Origin of the sequence: Patiriisocius marinus (genome assembly GCF_008974325.1) — a bacterium.
GTDB lineage: Bacteria > Bacteroidota > Bacteroidia > Flavobacteriales > Flavobacteriaceae > Patiriisocius > Patiriisocius marinus.
This window is the reverse complement of sequence record NZ_BKCG01000009.1, coordinates 44,196-67,623: the sequence shown is the minus strand read 5'-3', so window position 1 is coordinate 67,623 and position 23,428 is coordinate 44,196. Positions and strand designations below refer to the sequence as shown.

The 23,428-nt window shown below is 33.7% G+C and carries 22 protein-coding genes; 4 read left to right on the top strand and 18 right to left on the bottom strand.

All coding sequences use genetic code 11. The annotated features are described in order from the left end of the window. The 6 genes from GBH57_RS13825 to GBH57_RS13800 form a co-directional block, all read right to left on the bottom strand. A complete protein-coding gene (locus GBH57_RS13825) occupies window positions 1-1,848 on the bottom strand; it encodes a transglutaminase family protein (RefSeq protein ID WP_151675091.1) in 1,848 nt (615 codons plus the stop codon). 10 nt (window positions 1,849-1,858) lie between these two features. Next, the gene (locus GBH57_RS13820; protein WP_161596105.1) at window positions 1,859-3,685 is read right to left on the bottom strand and encodes a DUF3858 domain-containing protein; all 1,827 of its coding nucleotides are present in this window, start codon (window positions 3,683-3,685) and stop codon (window positions 1,859-1,861) included. 113 nt (window positions 3,686-3,798) lie between these two features. Further along, window positions 3,799-4,251, bottom strand: coding sequence for a D-aminoacyl-tRNA deacylase (dtd, locus tag GBH57_RS13815; RefSeq protein ID WP_151675089.1), 453 nt, complete (start codon window positions 4,249-4,251; stop codon window positions 3,799-3,801). After that, window positions 4,248-5,213, bottom strand: a complete 966-nt coding sequence (rsgA, locus tag GBH57_RS13810; RefSeq protein ID WP_151675088.1) for a ribosome small subunit-dependent GTPase A — start codon at window positions 5,211-5,213, stop codon at window positions 4,248-4,250. Before rsgA ends, dtd begins: the two co-directional genes overlap by 4 nt. Window positions 5,214-5,267: 54 nt before the next feature. After that, window positions 5,268-6,350: a chorismate mutase gene (locus tag GBH57_RS13805; protein ID WP_151675087.1), complete on the bottom strand. Its 1,083-nt coding sequence runs from the start codon at window positions 6,348-6,350 to the stop codon at window positions 5,268-5,270. A gap of 35 nt (window positions 6,351-6,385) precedes the next feature. Beyond that, on the bottom strand, window positions 6,386-7,267 hold the full coding sequence (locus GBH57_RS13800; RefSeq protein ID WP_151675086.1) for a prephenate dehydratase: 882 nt from the start codon (window positions 7,265-7,267) through the stop codon (window positions 6,386-6,388). A gap of 311 nt (window positions 7,268-7,578) precedes the next feature. Between GBH57_RS13800 and gldA the strand changes: the two genes are divergently transcribed. After that, window positions 7,579-8,490 (top strand): gliding motility-associated ABC transporter ATP-binding subunit GldA, encoded by a 912-nt coding sequence (gldA, locus tag GBH57_RS13795; protein ID WP_151675085.1) that lies wholly within the window; start codon window positions 7,579-7,581, stop codon window positions 8,488-8,490. On the opposite strand, the gene GBH57_RS13790 is transcribed toward gldA, so the two are convergent. The 8 genes from GBH57_RS13790 to GBH57_RS13755 form a co-directional block, all read right to left on the bottom strand. Next, window positions 8,471-9,226, bottom strand: a complete 756-nt coding sequence (locus GBH57_RS13790; RefSeq protein ID WP_151675084.1) for a head GIN domain-containing protein — start codon at window positions 9,224-9,226, stop codon at window positions 8,471-8,473. The genes gldA and GBH57_RS13790 overlap by 20 nt on opposite strands. A gap of 1 nt (window position 9,227) precedes the next feature. Continuing rightward, on the bottom strand, window positions 9,228-10,361 hold the full coding sequence (locus tag GBH57_RS13785; RefSeq protein WP_151675083.1) for an acyloxyacyl hydrolase: 1,134 nt from the start codon (window positions 10,359-10,361) through the stop codon (window positions 9,228-9,230). A 27-nt stretch (window positions 10,362-10,388) separates the two neighbouring features. Continuing rightward, window positions 10,389-11,156 (bottom strand): head GIN domain-containing protein, encoded by a 768-nt coding sequence (locus tag GBH57_RS13780; protein WP_151675082.1) that lies wholly within the window; start codon window positions 11,154-11,156, stop codon window positions 10,389-10,391. 8 nt (window positions 11,157-11,164) lie between these two features. Next, window positions 11,165-12,253: an acyloxyacyl hydrolase gene (locus GBH57_RS13775; protein WP_151675081.1), complete on the bottom strand. Its 1,089-nt coding sequence runs from the start codon at window positions 12,251-12,253 to the stop codon at window positions 11,165-11,167. Window positions 12,254-12,284: 31 nt separating this feature from the next. Next, complete coding sequence (locus GBH57_RS13770; protein WP_151675080.1) at window positions 12,285-13,229, bottom strand: pyridoxal-phosphate dependent enzyme; 945 nt, start codon at window positions 13,227-13,229, stop codon at window positions 12,285-12,287. 28 nt (window positions 13,230-13,257) lie between these two features. Beyond that, a complete protein-coding gene (locus GBH57_RS13765; protein ID WP_151675079.1) occupies window positions 13,258-13,884 on the bottom strand; it encodes a phosphoadenosine phosphosulfate reductase domain-containing protein in 627 nt (208 codons plus the stop codon). A gap of 107 nt (window positions 13,885-13,991) precedes the next feature. Continuing rightward, window positions 13,992-14,411 carry an RrF2 family transcriptional regulator gene (locus GBH57_RS13760; RefSeq protein WP_151675078.1) on the bottom strand — a complete coding sequence of 140 codons (420 nt, stop codon included), beginning with the start codon at window positions 14,409-14,411 and terminating at the stop codon, window positions 13,992-13,994. Between the two features lie 22 nt (window positions 14,412-14,433). Beyond that, the gene (locus GBH57_RS13755) at window positions 14,434-14,856 is read right to left on the bottom strand and encodes an OsmC family protein (RefSeq protein WP_151675077.1); all 423 of its coding nucleotides are present in this window, start codon (window positions 14,854-14,856) and stop codon (window positions 14,434-14,436) included. Window positions 14,857-14,942: 86 nt separating this feature from the next. Here GBH57_RS13755 and GBH57_RS13750 point away from each other — a divergent pair, with 86 nt between their 5' ends. Then, the gene (locus GBH57_RS13750) at window positions 14,943-15,485 is read left to right on the top strand and encodes a hypothetical protein (protein WP_151675076.1); all 543 of its coding nucleotides are present in this window, start codon (window positions 14,943-14,945) and stop codon (window positions 15,483-15,485) included. A 253-nt stretch (window positions 15,486-15,738) separates the two neighbouring features. Then, a complete protein-coding gene (gene metK, locus GBH57_RS13745) occupies window positions 15,739-16,995 on the top strand; it encodes a methionine adenosyltransferase (RefSeq protein ID WP_151675075.1) in 1,257 nt (418 codons plus the stop codon). A 142-nt stretch (window positions 16,996-17,137) separates the two neighbouring features. Here the strand turns inward: metK and GBH57_RS13740 are convergent, their stop codons facing one another. From GBH57_RS13740 to alaS, 4 genes are all read right to left on the bottom strand, one after another. Then, window positions 17,138-18,061 carry a DUF302 domain-containing protein gene (locus GBH57_RS13740; protein WP_151675074.1) on the bottom strand — a complete coding sequence of 308 codons (924 nt, stop codon included), beginning with the start codon at window positions 18,059-18,061 and terminating at the stop codon, window positions 17,138-17,140. A 133-nt stretch (window positions 18,062-18,194) separates the two neighbouring features. Beyond that, window positions 18,195-18,686 carry a hypothetical protein gene (locus GBH57_RS13735; RefSeq protein ID WP_151675073.1) on the bottom strand — a complete coding sequence of 164 codons (492 nt, stop codon included), beginning with the start codon at window positions 18,684-18,686 and terminating at the stop codon, window positions 18,195-18,197. A 43-nt stretch (window positions 18,687-18,729) separates the two neighbouring features. After that, entirely contained in the window at window positions 18,730-19,680 is a 951-nt protein-coding gene (locus tag GBH57_RS13730) for a GSCFA domain-containing protein (RefSeq protein ID WP_151675072.1), read from the bottom strand. A 7-nt stretch (window positions 19,681-19,687) separates the two neighbouring features. Next, window positions 19,688-22,303, bottom strand: coding sequence for an alanine--tRNA ligase (alaS, locus tag GBH57_RS13725; protein ID WP_151675071.1), 2,616 nt, complete (start codon window positions 22,301-22,303; stop codon window positions 19,688-19,690). A gap of 118 nt (window positions 22,304-22,421) precedes the next feature. Here alaS and GBH57_RS13720 point away from each other — a divergent pair, with 118 nt between their 5' ends. Next, complete coding sequence (locus GBH57_RS13720; RefSeq protein WP_151675070.1) at window positions 22,422-23,399, top strand: M23 family metallopeptidase; 978 nt, start codon at window positions 22,422-22,424, stop codon at window positions 23,397-23,399. The last annotated feature ends 29 nt before the right edge of the window (window positions 23,400-23,428 follow it).

Below are 23,428 nucleotides of genomic sequence, written 5' to 3'. Positions count from 1 at the left end.
TTATTTTTTTGAAAGAATTATTTTTGATTGTGATGTTTTTAGAATTTCAGTAAACATTTGTTTGTAGCTATCATAATAGCCAGCATTAACTAATGCGTAGTTTATATCTAGTTGATATGAAATTTGCAATACTGAACCTACTTGAGTTGTATTGAAACTAAACGAAGCGTTATTTTCTTCTAATGATATTTTTTTAGGCTCAGGCAACTCATCAATTTTGTAGCCCTCTGGCAAATTAATGTTTATAGTAATAGTTTTAGAATATGGATATCTAAAATCAATAGGGTAAAGTCTTTCTGTTTCATTGAATTGATTTTCATACATACCAAAATAGAGTAATGGTTCTACGTATATATTATCACCTATTTTCTCTAGACAATCTTTGTAACTAAAGTTATACGATATGGTAACTGGTTTTTTTCCGTTACTTAGATCTTTAAATTCAATGTTGGACGGTGTTAACTTTGGATGCTCTTCAGTTAGGAAATCACGATAAGCATCTTTACTTTTAAGTAAATATTTTCCTCTAAAGTTATATGCTGAATAATCATTATAACGACTCTTCAAACTACCTACTGCAGTAGCATTTTCAAGATCAAGATCAACAGAAACTATTGAAAATTCCTTAGATATTTTAGTTGGAGATGTTTGTACAATTTTATAAGTATCGTCTTTATAAACTATAAGTGCATTCCCATTAATAAAGGCATTACGAATTTCCCCAAAATTAGCATATTTAGATGACGCATCTAAGTAATAAATCTGGTCATCTATTTCTAATGCTGTTATAGTATTATTAAACCCTTTAACAGTAGGGAACAAAACATAACCTCTATTCACAGACGCTAACAATAATGGATTAGCTTCTAGTCCCACCCAACGAAGCATAGATGTTAATGTTAAATTTATATCTGAAACACTCCCTTTTTTATCGTTATAGGATGCTCTTATATTCTCACTACCTAATGAATAATTGTAATTCCACTGCATCCTTTCTTGTAGGTAATAATAAACTGCTTTAGCCTTTTCCATAGGACTCATTGAATCATCAATAAAAGCACGTAAATCGTCCCTAAAAAAATGATTTTTTTTCAATTCTTGACCAAAAGGCAACCAATCATTATATGTTTCTGCTACATCACCCCAATCATCTAACTTCCCTTTCCCTTTCCCTACTACTTGTTCTATATATAATTTACCAAGATACGAGTCTGTGTTTTCCACAAACCTCTCCTCTTTAATACCTTTTATATTAGTCCCTCTGTATCTAATTTCATAAGGTTTTTGATTAACTTTTAAATCAACTTTACTAAGTGGGTTTTCGGTTATTTTTAACTCATATGAATATGGGTTTTTCAGAAGAACAAAGAGATTCTTAATTGGAATTGTTGCTTGAGTATTTATAGATCTTAAACCAATATCCCTAACTTTATATTTAAGTTCTAAAACAGAACCTTCTTTTACATTTGGGAATGATATTTTACTTATTTCTACGCCATTACCAACATCCTCTTTGAAGACACTACCTTTATCTACCTTGACACTTACAATTTGACCATTTTCTAAATTATGCGTGTATGCTTTTAAAGACTCTACATCATCGAAGTTTATTTCCCATTTTGCGTGATTAAAACCTTCTTTATTATAGATTTTAATTCTTTCAAAAACATAAAGAACTTTTCCAAACTCAAATTCTATCTCTCTATAAATTAGTTTGGCATTTGCTTCCCCAAATACGTCGTCCTTTGTTTCTTTTAATTCTTTAAATGAAACATCTCCAAATTCGTAATCTTGTGCACTTAATTGAGAAAAAATAAAGACTAAGAGTAATAATATAGCTTTTTGCATTTATTATTTATTATTTTCTAGTTAAAACCACTTTACTATTGTCTGCTTTTGTTACGGCATTTATAAAATCCACAAATGCATCATATTTATCCTTACCATACACTCCATTTAAATATGAAAAATTGCGAACATATTTAACTTTCGTTGCATTAATAGATTCCACACTAGCAGTATAAATTCCAAATTCAGTTGTCATTTCAATAGGCTCAAAAGCAGCTTCAATTTCATATCCATCTGGTAAGGTTAACTCAACAGTATCTGTATAGGTTTTACCTCTTCTAATAATTAAATCTTGAGTTCGAGCTTTTTTTGTGGTTGGTATATATTCCATTCTATCAAAAACATTAGGTACAAACAACAATCTCTCTCCTGCTTTAGAAATATAACTAGAGGCTTCAAAAGATATTTCTTCAGTAAAAACTACTTCTTTTTTATTGTTATCGAAGTTGATATCTGAAATAGTAAGATTATTTAAATACGACCAATTATTTTTATAATAATTTTCGGTTTTATCGTATTCAATATTAGCCAGCTCATATCTATCACCATACATTATTCCTTTAGAAACTTGTTGAAGTGATCCGCCTATACTTTGATCTTCTCGAATAGCAATTTTAGCCGATATACTTTGAAGGTTTTCATCAGGAGAAAATGCTTTTGTTGTGTTAACTACACCTCCATTTTCAGTAATCATAACAACTTTTCGGTCATCAGTAAAATCACCTAAATAATTAAAAGGAATTTGTTGATTTGTACATTCTAAAAATAAATTTTCATTCTCCAATGGAACCGTCAAAATAACATGATCCCCTTGTACAGCAATAAAGTCCTCATCAATATCACGCTTTTCTTCTCCTGAATTTACAATAGTATAGTAACTTTCAATATCCTGAGTTTTAAGTAGCGCTTTTGTATAATTAACAAGCGCTTTACAATCTCCATAGCCCAATTTTGCTACTTCATTTGCTGGAGATGGCTGCCATCCACCAATACCAACCTGAACACTGATGTAGCGAGTATTATCCTGCATATACTCGTAAATAATTCGAGCCTTTTCTTTTGGATCGACAACTCCTGCTACAATTTTTTCAACTTCATTTATTGTTTCCTGTGGCAACTCTCCTTTATCATTTAATAGATGTTCATTATGCCACTTTCCAAAGTCCTCCCAAGAAGATATAGAAACATCTTGTCCTGACAATCTAAATTGCTTGAGCGCTAACTTTACTACTGGAGAAAACTGCGTATAATGAGGACTCATCAACTCCTCTTCAGTTGCCGAAATATTTTCTATTATATATTCGTTTAAACTTGGAGTTTCTTTTATTGTAGCGCCAAACTTCTCCAAATTATATTTCTTAGTAAGTAACGGAACTTCCTTTTCGTTTACAAGTCGGTATACAGATTTTTCAGTGCTAACTCCATAAAAAGGAGATGGGTTCCATTGCGGTAAGAATGCTGTAGATTTGCTTCTGGTTTTGGAAATAAACTCAAAAGTATAAGGGATTTTCACAGGAATATACTCAATAGCTTTTATTCTATTATCTGAATACAAATCACCTGCAGAGGCACTCATATCAGTAAAATCTCTCTCTTTAAACTTTTCGACAACTTTCCCGTTTGAATTATAAACAAATGCTCTAATCTCTTTGATTGAAGAATCGTCATCATAAAATGCATACGGATGTATGGCGGACATACCATCCCTATTAAGAACCGTAATAACAACCCTCTCATACGTTGTCATTAAATCAAAATCGTCCAATGTTATGGATGTTTCTTGATATCTAATGACAGCATTTGCGTCTTTTTTTAAATTTTCTGGAATTTCGCTCACAGCATATTGAGCTAGGGTAAAGGTTTGAACACTTAAACACAGGAGTAATAAAAAGAGCCTCATAAGCACATTAAATCTTCTAATTGCTGCAAAGTAATACTTGCATTACAGCATTATTCTTTATTCTTTGAATCAATAATTATAGTCACAGGACCATCATTAATGAGGGCAACATTCATTGTTGCGCCAAAAATGCCAGTTTGAATTTTCTTGCCCATAATTTTTTCAATTTGGGCTACAAAATTGTGATACAGGGGGAGTGCAATATCTGGTTTAGCAGCTTTTAAATATGAAGGACGATTGCCTTTTTTTGTACTTGCGTGTAATGTAAATTGACTTACAACTATAATATCTCCATCAATATCTTTAATAGATTTATTCATTACACCAGCCTCATCATTAAAGATGCGTAATTTATAAATTTTTGTTGAAAGCCAAGCAATATCTTCATCAGAATCTTCAGGTTCAATTCCAACTAAAATTAATAAGCCTTGTTTAATTTCAGCTACGGTAGTATTGTTAACCGTTACAGACGCTTCTTTAACACGTTGCAATACTATTTTCATTCCTGAGGCGGTTGTTGTTTTTCGTATATATCTTTTCTGAAATGATCTTCTTCTCCTTCCATTATTTGCAAGTAACTCTTATAACGAGACCAAGCCAACTCATCGTTTTCTAATGCCGCTTTTACAGCACATTTTGGTTCCTCTACATGAAGACAATTATTAAATTTACAATACTGTTTGAGTTCAAAAAATTCAGGGAAATAATCTCCTAATTCTTCTTTTTCAACTTCAACAATTCCAAATCCTTTAATTCCCGGTGTGTCAATTATCTGAGCATCAAATGAAAGATCATACATTTCAGCAAAAGTTGTTGTATGTTGTCCTTGTTTATGTTGACTTGAAATTTCCGTAGTTTTTATACTTAAGCCTGGCTCGATGATATTCACCAACGTAGATTTCCCAACACCACTATGACCAGAAAACATACTCACTTTCCCTTGCATCATAGCTTTCACTTTCTCTATATTTTTTCCAGTTGTAGCCGAAATACCCACACACTCATACCCTATGCTTCTATAAAGAGCAGCTAGGTATTTTATCTCTAAAATTTCTTCCTCATTATAAGTGTCAATTTTATTGAAAAGTAACACTGCCTTAATATGATAGGCTTCTGCAGTAACCAGAAATCTATCTATAAAAGAGGTAAAAGTGGGTGGATTGTTTAATGTTACAAGCAAAAAAGCTACATCAATATTTGCTGCTATAATATGCGTTTGTTTAGAAAGGTTAACCGATTTACGGATAATGTAATTCTCTCTTGGCTCTATTGTATGAATAATACCAAGTGTCTCATCTCCTTTTTTCTCCACGTCAAATTGAACATGGTCTCCTACTGCAACAGGATTAGTACTTTTAATACCTTCCATTCTAAATCGGCCTTTAATACGGCACTCATAAAATGTTCCCTGTTCAGATTTAACAGTGTACCAACTTCCAGTAGATTTATAAACGGTTCCTTTCATACGGTGTAAAATTGATTAAAATATCTTTAAATACACGAAGCTATTATCACTTTTTTAACCAATTATCACTTTTTTCTGATGATTTATCGATTCTTGGTGTATTGCTTTATAGATTTTAAGGATAAACTCTTCGCTTAGTTTATACTCTTCTCCTTCTAAAATCATCTTACCAAGTACCTCGTTCCATCTTCTAGTTTGTAAAATTGAAACATTTTGCTTCTTTTTCAACCCCCCTATTTCATCTGCAATACGCATTCTCTTTCCAAGGGTCTCAATTAATTGATGATCCATTACATCTATTTTAGTACGTAATGTATTCAATTTATTTTTGAACTCTACCTCATCACCTTCTTCAACACGTATTTTTAAATCAACCGTCATTTGTGCTAAAGTTTCAGGAGTAATCTGCTGTGCAGCATCACTCCATGCATTATCAGGATCGTAATGTGTTTCCACCATTATTCCATCATAATTTAAATCTAATCCTGTTTGACATAGATCAAAAATTAAATCTCTTCTACCTGCAATATGGGAAGGATCTAATATAAGTGGTAAATCTGGAAATTTATTTTGTAAATCTATTGGTATTTGCCATTCTGGATTATTGCGGTATGTATTTTTCTCATAAGTTGAAAAACCCCTATGTATTACTCCTAGATTTTTCACATCGGCAGTATAGAAACGCTCTACAGCCCCTAACCATAATGCTAAATCTGGGTTAACTGGATTTTTAATAAGTACTATTTTATCAGTCCCTTTTAAAGCATCAGCTATTTCTTGAACAATAAATGGCGAAACCGTTGTACGGGCTCCTATCCATAAAATATCGACATCATGCTTTAACGCTAAATCTACATGGTTTGCATTTGCAACCTCAGTAGTAGTTAGCATTCCTGTTTCTTCTTTAGCTTTTTGTAACCATTTTAACCCCAACGCTCCTACTCCTTCAAAATTTCCTGGACGAGTTCTAGGTTTCCAAATACCAGCTCTTAAAACTGTTGCGTCTGTATCTTTTAATTGGTGTGCAATTTTAAGTAATTGCGATTCTGTCTCGGCACTACAAGGTCCTGCTATCACTAAAGGATGAGCTAGCTCCATTTTATTTAACCAAGTTCTTAATTCTTTCTTATTTTCCATTTTATTCTATTATTTTATTTGAAATATCAATTATGCTATTTTGACATTTCATACATCAATTCATTCTCCTTAGTAACTTTGTAAGGATTGTTTGTTAAATTCTGCTGGTAAACACCCATAATTTTAAGTTTCAACACTGCTTTTTCTAATAACAAAACAACTTCCTGAAACAGTTCATAATCCTTAAACAATACATCTATGAAAAATGCATATTGCCAAGGTTTACCCTCTATAGGAAAGGATTGAATTTTGGTCAAATTAATACCAAAGGTACTCAATAGTTGTAACACATTTGAAAGACTCCCTATTTCGTGATCCAACTCAAATTTCACTGATGCTTTATTGATACCTTCACTATTAATTGGGTTATTTCCTAAAATTACAAAGCGAGTTTTATTTTCTTTTATGGTTTGAATTTTTCTATCTAATATGGTTAACCCAAATTTTTCAGCAACTTGTTTACCTGCAATTGCGGCTACGTTTTTTAAGCCTTGCTCCTTTATTTTCTTAGCTACAGATGCAGTGTCTTTTCCTTCAATAATCTTACAATGTGGCTGCAGTTTTTGCAAATAATCACTACACTGCTGCAATGCTACTGGATGCGAATGCACCTCATCAATATCATGTATAGTTTGTCCATTTAGTGCCATCATATACATATTGATCGTTAAAAAAGTTTCACCTAAAATTTTAAAATCACCATCATCTATCAATTGATAATTTGGTAATATTGATCCTGCAATTGTGTTTTCAATTGCGATAACTCCCATATCAACTTTTTTCTGCTCAAGTGCAGAAGTAACCTGTTTAAAAGAACTACACGGAACAAGAGTTATATCCATTTCAGGAAAAAATTGTTGTACGGCTAAATCATGAAACGAACTTTCAATACCTTGGATTGCGATTTTTAGACTCATAGTTTTAAAATTTATTGGACAAAAAAAATCCCGAACATTATGTCCGGGATTGTAAAAGAATATATTGTATATAACTACATAGCAAACCCCGGTTTTTCCATAAAATAGAAATACCAAAAGTTAAAAAATGTAGCGTTGTTATTCATTGCTTAAATTATATAACACGAAACTAGTACTTTTTTTATAAACTAAAAGCAACTTTATTTTAATTTTTTCTTAAATCCAAAAAAAATGAACATACTATCTATTGCATATTTTAAGTTATCTTAACTACTACCTTAGTCTGTTTTTAACTATTTTTGAATCGAAATATGTCTATAGCTGTAAAAAATATTACCAAAATCTACGGAAATCAAAAAGCTCTGAACAATGTGTCTTTTGATATAACTAGCGGTGAAATCGTGGGATTTCTAGGGCCTAATGGCGCAGGAAAATCAACCATGATGAAAATACTCACTACCTTCATTCCATCAACCGAAGGCATAGCTATTGTAAATGGATTTGAGGTAACAACCTCAGCTAAGGATGTTCAGAAAAGTGTAGGATATTTACCTGAACACAATCCATTATATACAGATATGTATGTAAAGGAATATTTGCAATTTAACGCAGCTATTTACGGAATATCTAAAAAAGAAGTCGAAAAGGTTATTGACCAAACAGGACTAACTCCTGAAGCTGGAAAAAAAATAAAACAACTTTCTAAAGGTTATCGACAAAGAGTTGGACTTGCAAATGCATTACTGCACGACCCACAAATACTCATCTTAGATGAGCCTACTACTGGACTTGACCCTAATCAATTAATAGAAATTAGGTCTTTAATCAAAGGATTGGGTGGAAAAGGCGGAAAAACAATTTTACTCTCTACTCATATTATGCAAGAGGTAGAAGCTATTTGCGACCGTGTAATCATTATTAATAAAGGTGAAATCGTCCTAGACAAAACACTTGAGTCTTTAGCTAAAAACAAACAGCAAATTATAGAAGTTGAATTTGACTACCGCATTGAAGAAGTAGCAATCCAAAAACTTCAATACGTTTCTAAAGTAGAAAATCCTGGTGGATTTGTTTATCACATACACTGTGATACTGAAAATGATATGAGAGGAAACATATTCGATTTCGCTCACGACAATGGACTGAAAATACTACAACTCCATCAAAAAAACACTACGTTAGAAAACCTATTTATCGAGCTCACTAGTCAAAGTCAAAAATAAGCCTTCCCTTATAAGGTGTTTCTACCTCAACTCTATCCGGTCTATTTTTCGAGATGCAGTCACCAAGACTAACTATACGCCCCGTAATAGATTGTTGTGGATTTACAATCATTTCATTGGTACTTCTATGAAATAAATTTAAATGTTGCACTATTAAGTTAGGCGCTTCAATACTACAATCACCTGCATATAACCCAAAAAATGCTATATCTACTTCTCCTTCAAGGTTAAATGCTGAAAGTCCATTTGCGATAACATTTAAATGATCAACATCAAGAGTAAGTTTAAAATCTCCATCAGTATGATAAAAATCCTCATTGCCCTGATCTTCAGAATACAAGGTTAAATTCGGGAAATTTAAAACACCTCTGCTTTCGACTGTCAAACCAGTACTACTTCTTATTTCAGAAATATTAGGAGCTGTAACATACACCTTTGTAATCCCATAATCACGAACTAAATTACAGCCGTTATTATTATACACATTCAATCTGCCGTCTTCTACGACAATCTCAATATCATTCAATAAATTCTCCCCAGTTTCTATTAGCACTTTCTGCTCATCACCTTGTTCTATAATTAACTGAGTTCGCTCCCATACTGTTATTTTATCAAACTGATCAACTGTCATTTCAACCGAAACAATATCGCCAGAAGCCTGGATACAATTAAGTCCTGATTCTGAATCACAACTAACAAACAGCATTACTACAATAATTAACAAAAGCTTTTTCATATTATAATCTAATTCCTAAACTAAATTCAACACCTTCGGCTTTTGCCCAATGCGCTTTTACAGTGACGCCAGCAAAATAGCGGTCATCAAAGAAATAGCGTTTTAAGCCTAGTCGATTATATACTCTATTTTCAAATTCGAAAGGATAATAAACATAATACCCTAATTGCGAAACAAATGCTACTTTATTGAAGCGCAGCTCGTGACCAATAAACAACCCAACTCTTTTATGATCTTCCGTACCAGTACCTCCATCTTCTGGAAATGCGATTGCTCGATACTCAACATAATCTTTTAAAAATGGTAATACAAATACATCCACTCCTGCTTGTAGGGTACTTTTGTAATTGATACGCTTATCTGCAAAAGCAGAAAATACATAAAAAGGAGATTGACCTGAACCTAAAACATCACTTTCATTTAAGCCAAACCGAAACACAAAATTATATTTAATTGGCTCAGCATAAACGCTGCTTTTCTCACCATCTTGCACAGGAATATACTCTGGGAAATTTTCGTAATCGAACAAATAACTTACACCTGCATTAACCCCAAGTGTATTTGTACTATTGTTAGGCGCTCTTAAATTTGCATTACTATAGTGTATTATATCAATACCTGCATGAAAACCAAAACCCCTCCACACATTCTCTCTCACATAATTTAATTTTAAAAAAGTAGAACTTAATAGAGTAGTTCCGTACGCATTGTTTTTAGGGTTATCAACCTCATCATAAGGATCTGTGGCATAAGCAATACCTTGACCTAAACGAATAACCAAGTGCCTATTATAAAAGTAGAAATTGTAATGTCCATAAGCACTGAACACTTCACCTAAGTGTTCGTTTTGCATATTTTGATATGCTGCTGTAACTCCCCAATCTGGATATCTATGAAAACGTTCCCAAGCTTTAAAACCGTAAGTCTTTCGATTAAAAGTTAGAGTCACTCCTCTTGGATGTCCTGTTATTAAATGAGAAATATCTGGATTGTGTTCTAAAATACTTCCATAAAAATAATCAGCTTCTATTGAGAAAGGTCGCTGCTCAATTCCAAAATCAGGATTTGATGAAGGTATCTGGCCAAAAGCCGCATATGACAATACTAGTAATGCTAAAAGTAATTTATGTTTCATAGATAATTGAAGGAGGGTAAATATACATTAATCTTCAAAGATTAATTGCCCTGTAAATGATTCTTCTACTTCAACAATTGGAGGCGTATTTTTAGCTATCACATCGCCTGTACCAACTATTCTACCCGATATACTATTAACAGGAAACACAATCATCTTATTAGCAGAACGTTGAAATATTGTCAAATCGTCAACACGAAGAGTTGCTCCTTCAAATCGCGGATTTTCATCTGCAAAATTAATATTTGCTGTTTGAACATTTCCGCTAAGGTAAAAAGCACTTTGACCATTTGCACTAACTCTTAACTCCGTTGTATTAATATCTAAATAAAAATCTCCACCTTTTCTAGGATCTGCCAGTCCACCAGATGTATTACTTACTAATAAAAGCGAATTAAATGATAGCTCCCCAACCCCCACAACATCATAGCTAGATGCATTCTGGATTCTAGTTATATTGGGCGTTGTAATTCTAGCAATAGTACTACCATATTCACGCACAAAATTACAGCTATTTGTATCCCTAATTATGAGCGTTCCATCCACTACTTCCACAAATACATCTGGCAGTAAATTTTCTCCAGTTTCTATTGAAACCTCTTGTGTGGCACCTTGCTCAATAAACAAAGAAACATTGCCTTCAATTTGAATTTGATCAAAACTAGGCACAGTAAATATTGATTGCATAATCGACCCTTTGGCCTGAAAACAATCTCCTACATTTTCTGAATTACAGCCCACAAATAAAACTGCTAACAGTAAAAAGTACTTCGGAAATTTTAATAATTTATCCATTGTTAATTTTATAATCGTATTCCTAAACCAAATTCAATTGCTTCTGCCTTTGCACCGTGCGATTTCAATGAAACTGATGCAAATGTGTTTTTATAGACTTTATACTTAAGCCCTGGACGCAAGTAAATTCTACCTTCAAAATCATAAGGATAATACACATAATACCCTAATTGTGTGATTAATGACAGCTTATTGAAATGCAATTCGTGACCAATAAAAACTCCCGCACGTTTAAAATCTTCTTCACCGGTTACACCTCTTGTTGGAAATGCTGCTGCAACATAATCGATTTCAGCTTCTAAAAATTTTGAGTAAAAAAAATCTGCTCCTACTTGCAATGAACTTTTATAACCAATTCGTTTATCAGCATATGCCGAAAGTATGTAAAATGGCTTTTGACCTGTACCAATAAAATCACTTTCATTTAGCCCAGCTCGTAGAACTAAGTTTATATGTATAGGCTCTGTGTACTTCGAATAATCATTTTGTTGATACTCAGGATTGTTTTGATATGCTAACTCATAACTTACCCCAAGAGTAGCTGTCAATGAATTTGTACTTGAATTTGGCGCTTTCACATTTCCATTAGAATAATGAATTAGTGAAACTCCCGCTTGGATACCAAAGCCTTTAATGATGTTCTGCCTAGAGTAATTAAGCATAAAATAAGTTGAGTTCAACAGCTTTGTACCATAGGCGTTATTCTTAAAATTTTCATCAAGATCAAAAGGGTTTGAAGCGTAGGAAATACCCGTTCCTACTCTAAAAAAGAGACTTCGTTTTAAAAAATAGAAATTGTAGTGACCGTGAATCCCAATATTAGTTCCCAATACATCATTGTCTGGATTGTGATAAATTAGTGAAAAGCCGTAATCAGGATAATTGAAAGCCTGCTCCCATCTTTTAAAACCATAAGTATGTGTGTTAAAAGATAGAATTACACCAGCAGGATGTCCTTTAATTAAATGAGAAATATCTTTATTATGGTTTAAAATACTTCCATAAAAATAGTTTGCATCTATGGAATTTGTTGTTTGTCCTTGAGCTGAAGCCAAGCTAACACATACAAGCAACCACAATAAAATAAGACTTCTCATATTCAACAAATTAAACGAAATTGTTTGGGACTTAAAAAGGTAAGTTTGACAAATCTACATTTCCGCCTGATAGTATAATTCCTACTTTCTTGTTTTTAAATTTTTCAGGTTCTCGTAGTATGGCTGCTAAAGGCACTGCACACGAAGGCTCTACTATTATTTTAAGACGTTCCCAGATTAAGCGCATTGCTGCAATTATCTCCTGCTCTTCCACCCTTATAATTTCAGAAACAAGTTCTTTTATTATTGGAAAATTATAATTCCCAAGGTGTGTACGTAGTCCATCAGCAACTGTATTTGTTGTAGTATTATATGCTATTTTTCCCGTTTGAAGTGATCTGTAAGCATCATCTGCTTCAAAGGGCTCTCCTCCAATAACCTCGCAAGCTGTTCCATAATATTTAGCCGCTAAGGCTGTACCTGCTATTAAACCTCCTCCTCCTACTGGAGCACTTAACAAGTCTAAATCTGGATGTAAATTCAGTAACTCTATTGCAGCAGTGCCTTGTCCTAAAATTACATCTATATTATTTGAAGGGTGTATAAAAACCGCTCCAGTTTCAGCTTCAATCTCTGCAGCTTTAGCCTCGCGAGCTTTAATGGTAGATAATGATTCTGTTATCTTACCTCCATAAGCAATAACAGCATCTTTTTTAACTTGAGGTGCATTAGACGGCATTACTATGTAGGCTGTAATTCCTAAACTTTTAGCAGCTAATGACAATGCTTGAGCAAAATTACCTGAACTATGGGTAACGACACCTGCTTTTTTTTGACTTGGAGTTAGTTGCTGAATTGCATTAATCGCACCACGCATTTTAAATGCTCCCATTTTTTGAAAGTTCTCACACTTAAAAAAAAGTTGTGCACCGCTAAGTTCGTTTAATAATCTTGATGTAAATACTGGCGTATTATGGACGTAGGGTTGAACACGATTAAATGCGTTTTCAACAGCTATTCTAGAAGGAATTTTCATCCTCCTAAATTACAAAAGAAATAGTAAATTAAACAAGAAATTGGATTCCGCATTCACTTGTTTCATTTGGTTTTGTAGGATCAAAATAATCATATTCGATAGGCAACCCTCTCAGGTTTAAAAATCTTGTAATTTCTTGATTTGAGAAATAATAAAATGGACTCACTCTTAAAACGCCATCCTTAGTCAAACTAAAAATATCTAATTCATCCCTAAAAGCTCCTTGCTTTTTCCTAACCGTTGTAAACCAAACGTCTGGTGTATATTTTTTAATTGCTCGAGCAAAAGGCTCTAATTTCACTTTCGTTACAAACAATTTAAACTCATCTGAATCTTCTAACCCTTTTGATGGTTGCTCAACAAATTCTAATGGTCTAAAAACTTCTAAGTTCAAAGATAAAAGTAGGCTTAATTTTAATGAGTGTTCTTTAGTAGCTTCTGTATTATGCCCTGTGTCACACCAGACCACTTGAACATCTTTCTTTAAAGCAGTTACTGAATGCAATATTGCTGCAGAATTGGGGCCAAAACTTGTAGTAAGTAAAGGATTTTTTGCAATCTTTAATGCAAGTGCTATAATTTCACTAGGTTTACTAAATCTATATTTTTTATTTAATTCGCTTACACTAATAGCATCTAAAGTCTCTACAGTCATATTACCCTATTTAAATAGTAGGATAAGCGAAAGTATAAAAAAAATCTATAAATTAAATTATAAATTCAATTTATAGGTTTTTTTTAACGATTAATAAGGTATGTAATCTACACTTCATTTTTAGCCAAATCAGCTACTGAGGTGTTTTCGTATATTTTTAAATTATTGTCTCGCACTCGAATCATTAAATCGTGTAAACTGCAATCATCTTCATCATGACAATCATCACACTTTTTATAAAATTTTAAACTCACACAGGGAACCAATGAAATAGGTCCTTCAAGAATACGATATACAACGGCAATAGAAATTTCAGTTGCAGGTTTAGCTAACATATAACCTCCACCTTTTCCTTTTTTTGAAATAAGCAAATCATTCTTTTTCATCATCAACAAAATACTCTCTAAAAATTTCAGCGAAATATTTTCTGCTTCTGAGATTTTAGAAATTTGAATTGGAATTCCCATCTCCTGTTTGGCAAGAAAAGTTAACGCCTTTAGTCCGTATTTTGTTTTTCGTGAAAGCATAGGTTGTCATTAAAATATTTAACTAGACAATCTTAACGCTATTTAATGTGATTTCATAATTAACAATCACACTTTTTTCTAATGTTATGGAAACCGAACAATATTTTTCAAAACTTAGCTCAGCTGCTCTAATGGCTTTTTCCGGAGTAATGTTTCCTTCTAATGTGATATGTACATTAATGGTTTTAAAAGGCTTAGCCTCTTTCACCACTTCTCTATTACCATCGACTTCTATAGAATAATGTGTAATTTCTTGTCGTTGCTTCTTTAAAATATGAATTACATCAATTGCACTGCAGCCACCTACACCCATTAAAAGCAATTCCATTGGACTTGCTCCTTTACTAACTCCATTTACTGTATTATCGATTAAAATTGGGACACCACTTTTACCCTTTGCCTCAAAAAGATAGTCCTCATTTACGCGTTGCATTTCAATTTTCATAACTTTTTTTTATTGTAGTATCTTTACTATTTAAGTGAATACGAACAAATATAAGTCAATATATTTTGGATAGTAAACGGGTAATTATGAAAATTTCAGTAGAAATAAAACTGCTTATTACATTTTGTGTTTGCGTCACATTTAATTTAAATGCCCAAACTAGCAACATTAATTTTCCAGATGATTTCTTCGGAAATTATACAGGAATATTAGATATTCATAACACAAAAGGGATTACTAAATACCCTATGGAATTTCAGTTACAACCCTCAGATAGTTTAGGGCATTATCAATACACACTTATTTATGGTGATGGTGATAATAAACAAGTACGCCCGTATACCTTAAAAGCAATAAATAAAGATAACGGCACCTATATTATTGACGAAAACAATGGTATTATCCTTGACGAAAAAGTAATTGAAAATAGGATGTACACCATTTTTGAAGTGGGCGGGACACTACTTACTACTTTTATCACATTTGAGGAGAATCAAATGCTTTTCGAAATAGTTGTTATTAAGGTTGCAAATAAAAACAGCTCCGGAGGAACCAGTGAAGAAATTCCAGAAGTTTTCTCATACCCTATCACCACAGTGCAACGCGCAATACTCACTAAAGAAAAATAACGTATAATTTCTGAATTGTTTCAAACTACAAATTATAAACTCTTCCCAATTTTCAATTCTAACTTGAGCTACCTTTTAAATATTCATTATCTTTGCACTCATAATTAAAGAGGCCAGATTTGACTGCTTGCTCCCTCTTCTGATACAATACGATTTCAGAAAAAAATTGCTAAAACAGTGAATTACTTTTGTAATTTCTCCTGGACGAATACGTCAAATCTACCTTACATTTTACAATTTATAAAACCATTTTATGGCATATTTATTTACTTCTGAAAGTGTTTCAGAAGGACATCCAGACAAAGTAGCTGATCAAATTAGTGACGCACTTATTGATAACTTTCTAGCATTTGATCCACAGTCAAAAGTAGCCTGTGAAACATTAGTAACAACAGGACAAGTAGTACTTGCAGGGGAAGTAAAAAGCAATGTATATCTTGATGTACAAAGCATCGCAAGAAACGTCATCAATAAAATAGGATATACTAAAGGAGAATACCAATTTGACGGTAACTCTTGTGGAGTAATGAGCGCAATTCACGAACAAAGTGACGATATTAATCGTGGTGTTGATCGTGATACTAAAGAGCAACAAGGTGCTGGTGACCAAGGAATGATGTTTGGTTACGCAACAACAGAAACTGAAAATTACATGCCACTTGCCTTAGACCTTTCTCATAAAATACTACAGGAACTAGCTGATTTACGTAGAGAGGAAAAAGAAATTACCTACTTACGTCCAGATTCTAAAAGTCAAGTAACTATTGAATATAATGACGATAATACTCCTGTACGTATTGACGCTATTGTAATCTCTACACAACACGACGACTTTGATGAAAATGATGAGCGTATGCTTGCCAAGATCAAGAAAGACCTTGTTGAAATATTAATTCCAAGAGTCGTTGCTAAATTACCTGCAAATATTCAGGCATTATTTAACGACGACATTACCTACCACATCAACCCTACAGGAAAATTTGTTATTGGTGGACCTCACGGAGATACTGGATTAACAGGACGTAAAATTATTGTTGATACTTACGGTGGAAAAGGTGCTCACGGTGGTGGTGCTTTTAGTGGTAAAGATCCAAGTAAAGTAGATAGATCAGCAGCTTATGCAACAAGACATATTGCTAAAAATATGGTTGCCGCTGGTGTTTGTTCTGAAATATTAGTACAAGTTAGTTACGCTATTGGAGTTGTAGAACCTATGGGAATCTTTGTAGACACCTACGGTACTGCAAACGTAGATTTAACTGATGGTGAAATTGCAAAGATTGTTACAAAAGTTTTTGATATGCGCCCAGCTTCAATTGAAGAGCGTTTAAAATTACGAAACCCTATATATAGTGAAACTGCTGCTTACGGACATATGGGACGTAAAAACGAAGTGGTTTCTAAAACTTTCAACTTACCTAATGGTGAAGACAAAACAATGGATGTTGAGTTATTTACTTGGGAAAAGTTAGACTATGTAGACAAAGTAAAAGAAGCGTTTAAACTATAAACATTCCTTTTTAAATACAGCAAAGCCGAAATTTTATTCCTTTAAAATTTCGGCTTTTATAATTTTGATAACTCTATTTTCCAACCATATAAAAAACCCAAACAAATTCACATTGTTCGAGTTTTTTATTTCGTGTTTAAATCTAGTTTACTGCTCCAGCCGCTAAGCTTAATAAAGCACTACTTATAGTTGTTAGCAACTCATCATCCCCTATAATTGTGTGACGTTCTGCCAAAAACTCAGGATCCGTATAGGATACTTTTACAACTCCATTCTCATCTTCATAAACTAACATTTTTTGTGGTAAATCAATACCCGTAATTTGTGAGCTTTGCATTAATGGTGTTCCAGCTGCTGGATTAGAAAATACAATTAATCGCGTTGGGTTCAATATCATATTCACCGCCTGAGCATTTGCTTGATGATCTACTTCAGCTATAATCGACAAATTAGTATTATTAGATATTCCCTCACGTAAATTATTGTACGTAGTTTGAAAATCATTCTGACTAACAAAGGTTATAACACCCTCATTCTCCTCAATACTTTCGCTATTGTTTTCAAAAGTAGAATTACCTGTAACATTGATGGCAATTGTTGAAAGTGCTGAGTTTATTTGCGAAATTGTTGGGGCAGTTTCTATAGCATAGCGAGCTGCTAAATAATCGGTAGAGTTATACGCTATAAAAACATTGTTACTCGAGTTTTGATACACAAGCATTTTTTGTGGTAAATCTAAACCAGCTAACTGGTTTGTTTGCATTAACGAAGTTCCCAACGCTGGGTTTCCAAACATTATTACGCGTGTATTTGGCAATGACAACCCTAAATCTGATGCATTTTCACCATGATCTACCTCAGCAACAATGGAGATTGCATCATTACTTTGCAACGAACTCCGTAAAGCGCTATAAGTAACATCAAAGCTACTACCACTTAATGAATACGCCAATCCTGGGGTTCCAGGATATGTAACCACAACAGCATTATCATCAAGATTATTGTCGTCGTTTTTATTACAAGAAAATAATGTTACTGCAAGAGCAACAAGAAGCATACGTTTCATAGAATTAAATTTTGTCATTTGTAAAATAACAATGATGCCGCTTTCTAACCTTACTATTTAATAGAATTTAACAGCACCTTGTCAACTCTTTGTTAACGGAAGTCGCGCTGTTTTATTGAAGAAAATCTAAATACTACTGAAATTTAATTTTAAAAACCCCATCAGTAAGGGTCGCTTGATTTCCAGAAACTGCATATGCAACAAACTCAAATGTCCCCTCATAAAATTCACCATCATCTCTAGAAATATTAAGGAAACCTGTACTCTCAGCATTTATATATGTATTAGCATTATAACCATTACCTATTACACTAAATCTTAAATCTGAATTTTCTAATGTATAATTCCCGACTCCTGTGTAATTAGATACAGAACATCTTAACACAATATCGCTTTCTCCAAATATTTCATTTACGCCGCGTAATGAAAACATCATACCATTTGCTCCTTGTTGAACATTCGCATAAAGTGCAGCATTATTTTTATTTCCAGTATCTTCAAATGATTCACCGTTTAAAACAGCTGTAAGAAATTCTTCTTTTACTACATCTAAATCATCATCATTACCACAACTTAATAATCCAACGAAAACTATAGACAATAATACTACCTTAGCTAAATTCATAATTTTATTTTTACTGTAAATTTAAAAAAAAGGGTTATATATATTAGGAAAACTTACAGTTTAAAATAAGTGACTCTACCACAGTAATTTTCTCTTTAAGTTTTAACTCAAATTCCTTATGAGCTAAACTATCAGGATTGAATGAACGATGTTGCAATCCTTTTTGTATAAAATCAATCTCTTTTTGAAGTTGTAACGTTTCCGAAGAAATCCACACCGTTTTAAAATGCTCCCAGATTATAGTAATTGCTGTATTTGTAGGGTGTAATAAATCCTCCTCATAAAAACGATAGTCTCGCAACTCGTCCATTTGTATTTCGAAGGAAGGAAAATAATAATTGTGCTTTCTAGGTGCTACTGCTTGATGAACGCCAGCTAATAAGTGGGCTTTGCTCCTTGAATTTTCTACAATCCCATCTTTAATATGACGTACTGGAGAAACCGTATAAATAAAATTCACATTCGGGTTTACATCTCTTACCAATGCCTCAATAGCTAAAATACTTTCTTCTATCTGACTAGGAGTAAGCAGCTCTTTCAAAAATTTTCTTTGAGGAACTTTATGGCAATTTGCTACTATTGCATCTGTTTCAATAAAGCGATACACCCAAGCAGTACCAAAAGTCAACACTATGTGACTCGCAGCTTCTAACGATTGTTTTAACGTATGTAAAGCAGCATTTAACTGTTCTAAAAGTGTTTCTTCCGAAGCACTCGACAACTGCGAATGTGCCTCGAAACAATGCCAACGTTCATTTTCAAAAAACACATCTTCCTCTGTGTAATGAACTTCATTTAACGCCCGAGTGATACCTCTTTCAATCGCAATAGGATGAAACAAAATACCAAATGGATTTAATGTATTCTGAAATTTGAAATAATTAAGCTTTGCGCCAATGTTTTCAGCAAAACAACTTCCCAACAACAACACTTTAGACGAATAATCTATTTGATTTCGTTCTGGTTTAAATGGGATTGTTGTTTGAAGTTTCATCTAGTGATTAGTTTAAGTAATTCCTCACTTCTTCAATTGCTTTCGCAAGTCCGTCAGGGTTTTTACCTCCTGCCGTTGCAAAAAACGGTTGACCACCACCACCACCTTGAATATGCTTTCCAAGTTCGCGAACAATAGTTCCAGCATTTAATTGCTTTGAAGTTGCTACTTCCTTATCAATGTAACACGTTAACAGCGCTTTTCCATCTTGATTACTTCCGAAGAAAATAAACAAGTTTTCAATCTCTCCACCTAGCTCAAATGCTAAGTCTTTCATTCCACCAGCATCAAGATCAACTTGTGTTGCTAGAAAGTTGACACCGTTAACTTCAACGATCTCATTTTTAAGTTCGCCTTTAATATTTTTAGCCTTATCTTTTAATAAAGCTTCAATTTGTTTCTTTAAGTCGCTATTTTCCGTTTGCAATTTTTCAATGGCAGCAACAGAATCTTTTGGGTTATTAAGCAATGCTTTTACTTTCCCAAAAGCAGCATCCGTTGAAGAGAAATACTCTTTCACTGCATCATTTGTAATCGCTTCAATACGGCGAATTCCTGATGCAACTGCTCCTTCACTTAAAATTTTAAAATGCCAGATATCTGCCGTATTACCAACGTGTGTTCCTCCACAAAGTTCAATTGATTGACCAAATTTAATGGTACGTACTGCATCGCCATATTTCTCACCAAAAAGTGCCATTGCACCATTATCAATAGCTTCCTGCATTGGCACGCTTCTATTTTCTTCAAGTGGTAATCTTCCTGCAATTCTTGCATTCACAAAGTTCTCTACTTCTTGCAATTGCTCTGGAGTTACTTTAGAAAAGTGTGAAAAGTCAAAACGTAAATATTTAGAATGTACACTACTTCCTTTTTGCTCTACGTGAGTTCCTAAAATTTCGCGTAGCCCTTGGTGCATTAAATGCGTTGCCGTGTGGTTACATTCTGTTCGTGCACGTTGCTTTGTATCTACAACAGCCCTCATTGTTTCATTTAATGATTTAGGCAGGTTTTTAGCAAAATGTATAATAACATTATTCTCTTTTTTCGTGTCTAGTATATAAACAACATCGCCATTAGGCACTTCTAAATATCCTTTGTCTCCCACTTGTCCTCCACCTTCTGGATAGAAAGGTGTTAAGTTGAAAACCAATTGATACAACTCACCATCTTTTTTAGAAGTTACTTTGCGGTAACGCGTTAATTTAACATCAGCTTGTAAGTAATCGTAGCCTATAAATTCCTCCTCAGCATCATCCATTAATACGGTCCAGTCATCACTTTTAGATTCGCTAGCTTCTTTACCTCTGGCTTTTTGCTCTTCTAATTTTTGATTGAATTCTGAAATATTATAGCTGAAACCTCGCTCGCGCAAAATCAAGTCGGTTAAATCTTCTGGAAACCCATAGGTATCTTTCAATTCAAAAACCTTTGCTCCTGAAATCTCATTAGACTTAGCTCCTTCAATCATTTTGTCTAATAAGACCAAACCTTGATCTAGTGTACGTAAAAAAGAAGCTTCTTCTTCTTTAATTACATTCTCTATTAATTGCTTTTGTGCTTTTAATTCTGGAAAAGCATCTCCCATTTGTCTACTTAACACTTCAACTAAGCGGTAAATAAATGGTTCTTTTTTATTTAAAAATGTGAAGCCATAACGTACAGCTCTTCTTAGAATTCTTCTAATTACATACCCAGCACCGTTGTTACTTGGCAACTGTCCATCTGCAATTGAAAATGCTACGGCACGCACGTGGTCACTAATTACTCTAATAGCAATATCCACTTTTTCATCTTTACCATAATCAGTATGTGTAATCGCTTCAATCTCTCTAATGATAGGTGTAAAAACATCCGTATCATAGTTCGATTTCACGTCCTGCATTACCATACACAAACGCTCAAAGCCCATTCCTGTATCAATGTGCTTGTTTGGAAGTTCTTCTAAAGTTCCATTTGCTTTACGGTTGTATTGCATAAAAACCAAGTTCCAGATTTCCACCACTTGCGGATGATCTTCATTCACTAAAGTTTTACCGTCAACGGCTGCTTTTTCTTCTGGAGTTCTAATATCGACGTGAATTTCACTACAAGGTCCGCAAGGTCCTTGATCGCCCATTTCCCAGAAGTTATCTTTTTTATTTCCTTTTAAAATTCGGTCTTCCGAAATATATTTTTTCCAAATATCATACGCTTCGGTGTCCATTTTTAAGTTGTCAGCATCATCGCTTCCTTCAAAAACAGTTACGTATAAAATGTCCTTGTCTATTTTTAAAACTTCGGTTAAAAGTTCCCAAGCCCAAGCAATTGCTTCTTCTTTAAAATAATCGCCAAAACTCCAGTTTCCTAGCATTTCGAATAAAGTGTGGTGATAGGTATCATAACCAACTTCCTCAAGGTCATTGTGTTTCCCTGAAACGCGTAAACATTTTTGCGAATCTGCTAGTCTATTGTTTTTTGGTGTCGCATTTCCTAAAAAATACTCTTTAAAAGGGGCCATTCCACTATTTACAAACATAAGCGTTGGGTCATCCTTTAACACCATTGGCGCAGAGGCCACGATATCGTGAGATTTTGACTTAAAAAACTCTAAAAACTGTGAGCGGATTTCACTGGACTTCATAACTTTACGTTTATCTGGTTTGCATTATAGGGTACTCCCTAAACAATTTTCTATATTTGTGTAACGTTGTTGTTAAAAACACAACATATCAACGAGCAAAAATAACTTTTTTTACCGTATGTCTAAGGTTAAATATTACTACGATAGCGAAACGCTGTCATACCGAAAAATAGAACGAAAAAAGGGGCGCAAAACAAGCATCTTTTTACTGTCTTTTTTAGGGATTGTTTTAAGTGGATTTTTACTCATGTTGGTCTTTTTGAATCTTCCAAATTTCGAAACACCAAAAGAAAAAACACTTGCTAGAGAACTTTATAACTTAGAGTTACAACTAGAATTACTTAATAAAAAAATGGCGCAAGCTGAATCTGTTCTCGATGAAGTTGCAGAACGCGATAATAACTTATACCGTGTTTATTTTGAAGCAAATCCAATTCCAGAGGAACAACGAAAAGCAGGTTTTGGAGGAGTTAATAGATACAAAGATCTTGAAGGATATGACAACAGCGACCTTTTAATTTCATCAAACAAACGCTTAGATATTTTAACAAAACAAATTGTTGTGCAGTCACAATCGCTAGACGATATTGCGAAAATGGCTGAAGAAAAAGAAGCACTTTTAAAAAGTATTCCAGCAATTCAACCTGTAAACAACGAAGACCTAACGCGTATGGCGTCTGGTTATGGTTATAGAACCGACCCATTTACAAAGGCACGAAAATTTCACTTTGGGATGGACTTTACCGCTCCTCGTGGAACGCCTGTGTATGCAAGTGGTGATGGTAAAGTAATACGTGCAGACAACTCTGCTTCAGGATATGGAAACCACATTAGAATTGAACACGGTTATGGCTACGAGAGTCTATATGCGCATTTATACAAATACAATGTACGTAAAGGGGCAACGGTAAAACGTGGCGATTTAATAGGTTTTGTAGGAAGCACAGGTAGGTCTGAAGCGCCTCACCTTCACTACGAAGTTTTTAAAGATGGTGAACGTATTAACCCTATTAACTTTTACTACGGAAACTTATCTCCAGATGAGTTTGCAGCATTGTTGAAAAAGAGTCAGCAAGAAAATCAATCGCTTGATTAACGCGTAGAAACTGAAATTGAAGTTGAAAT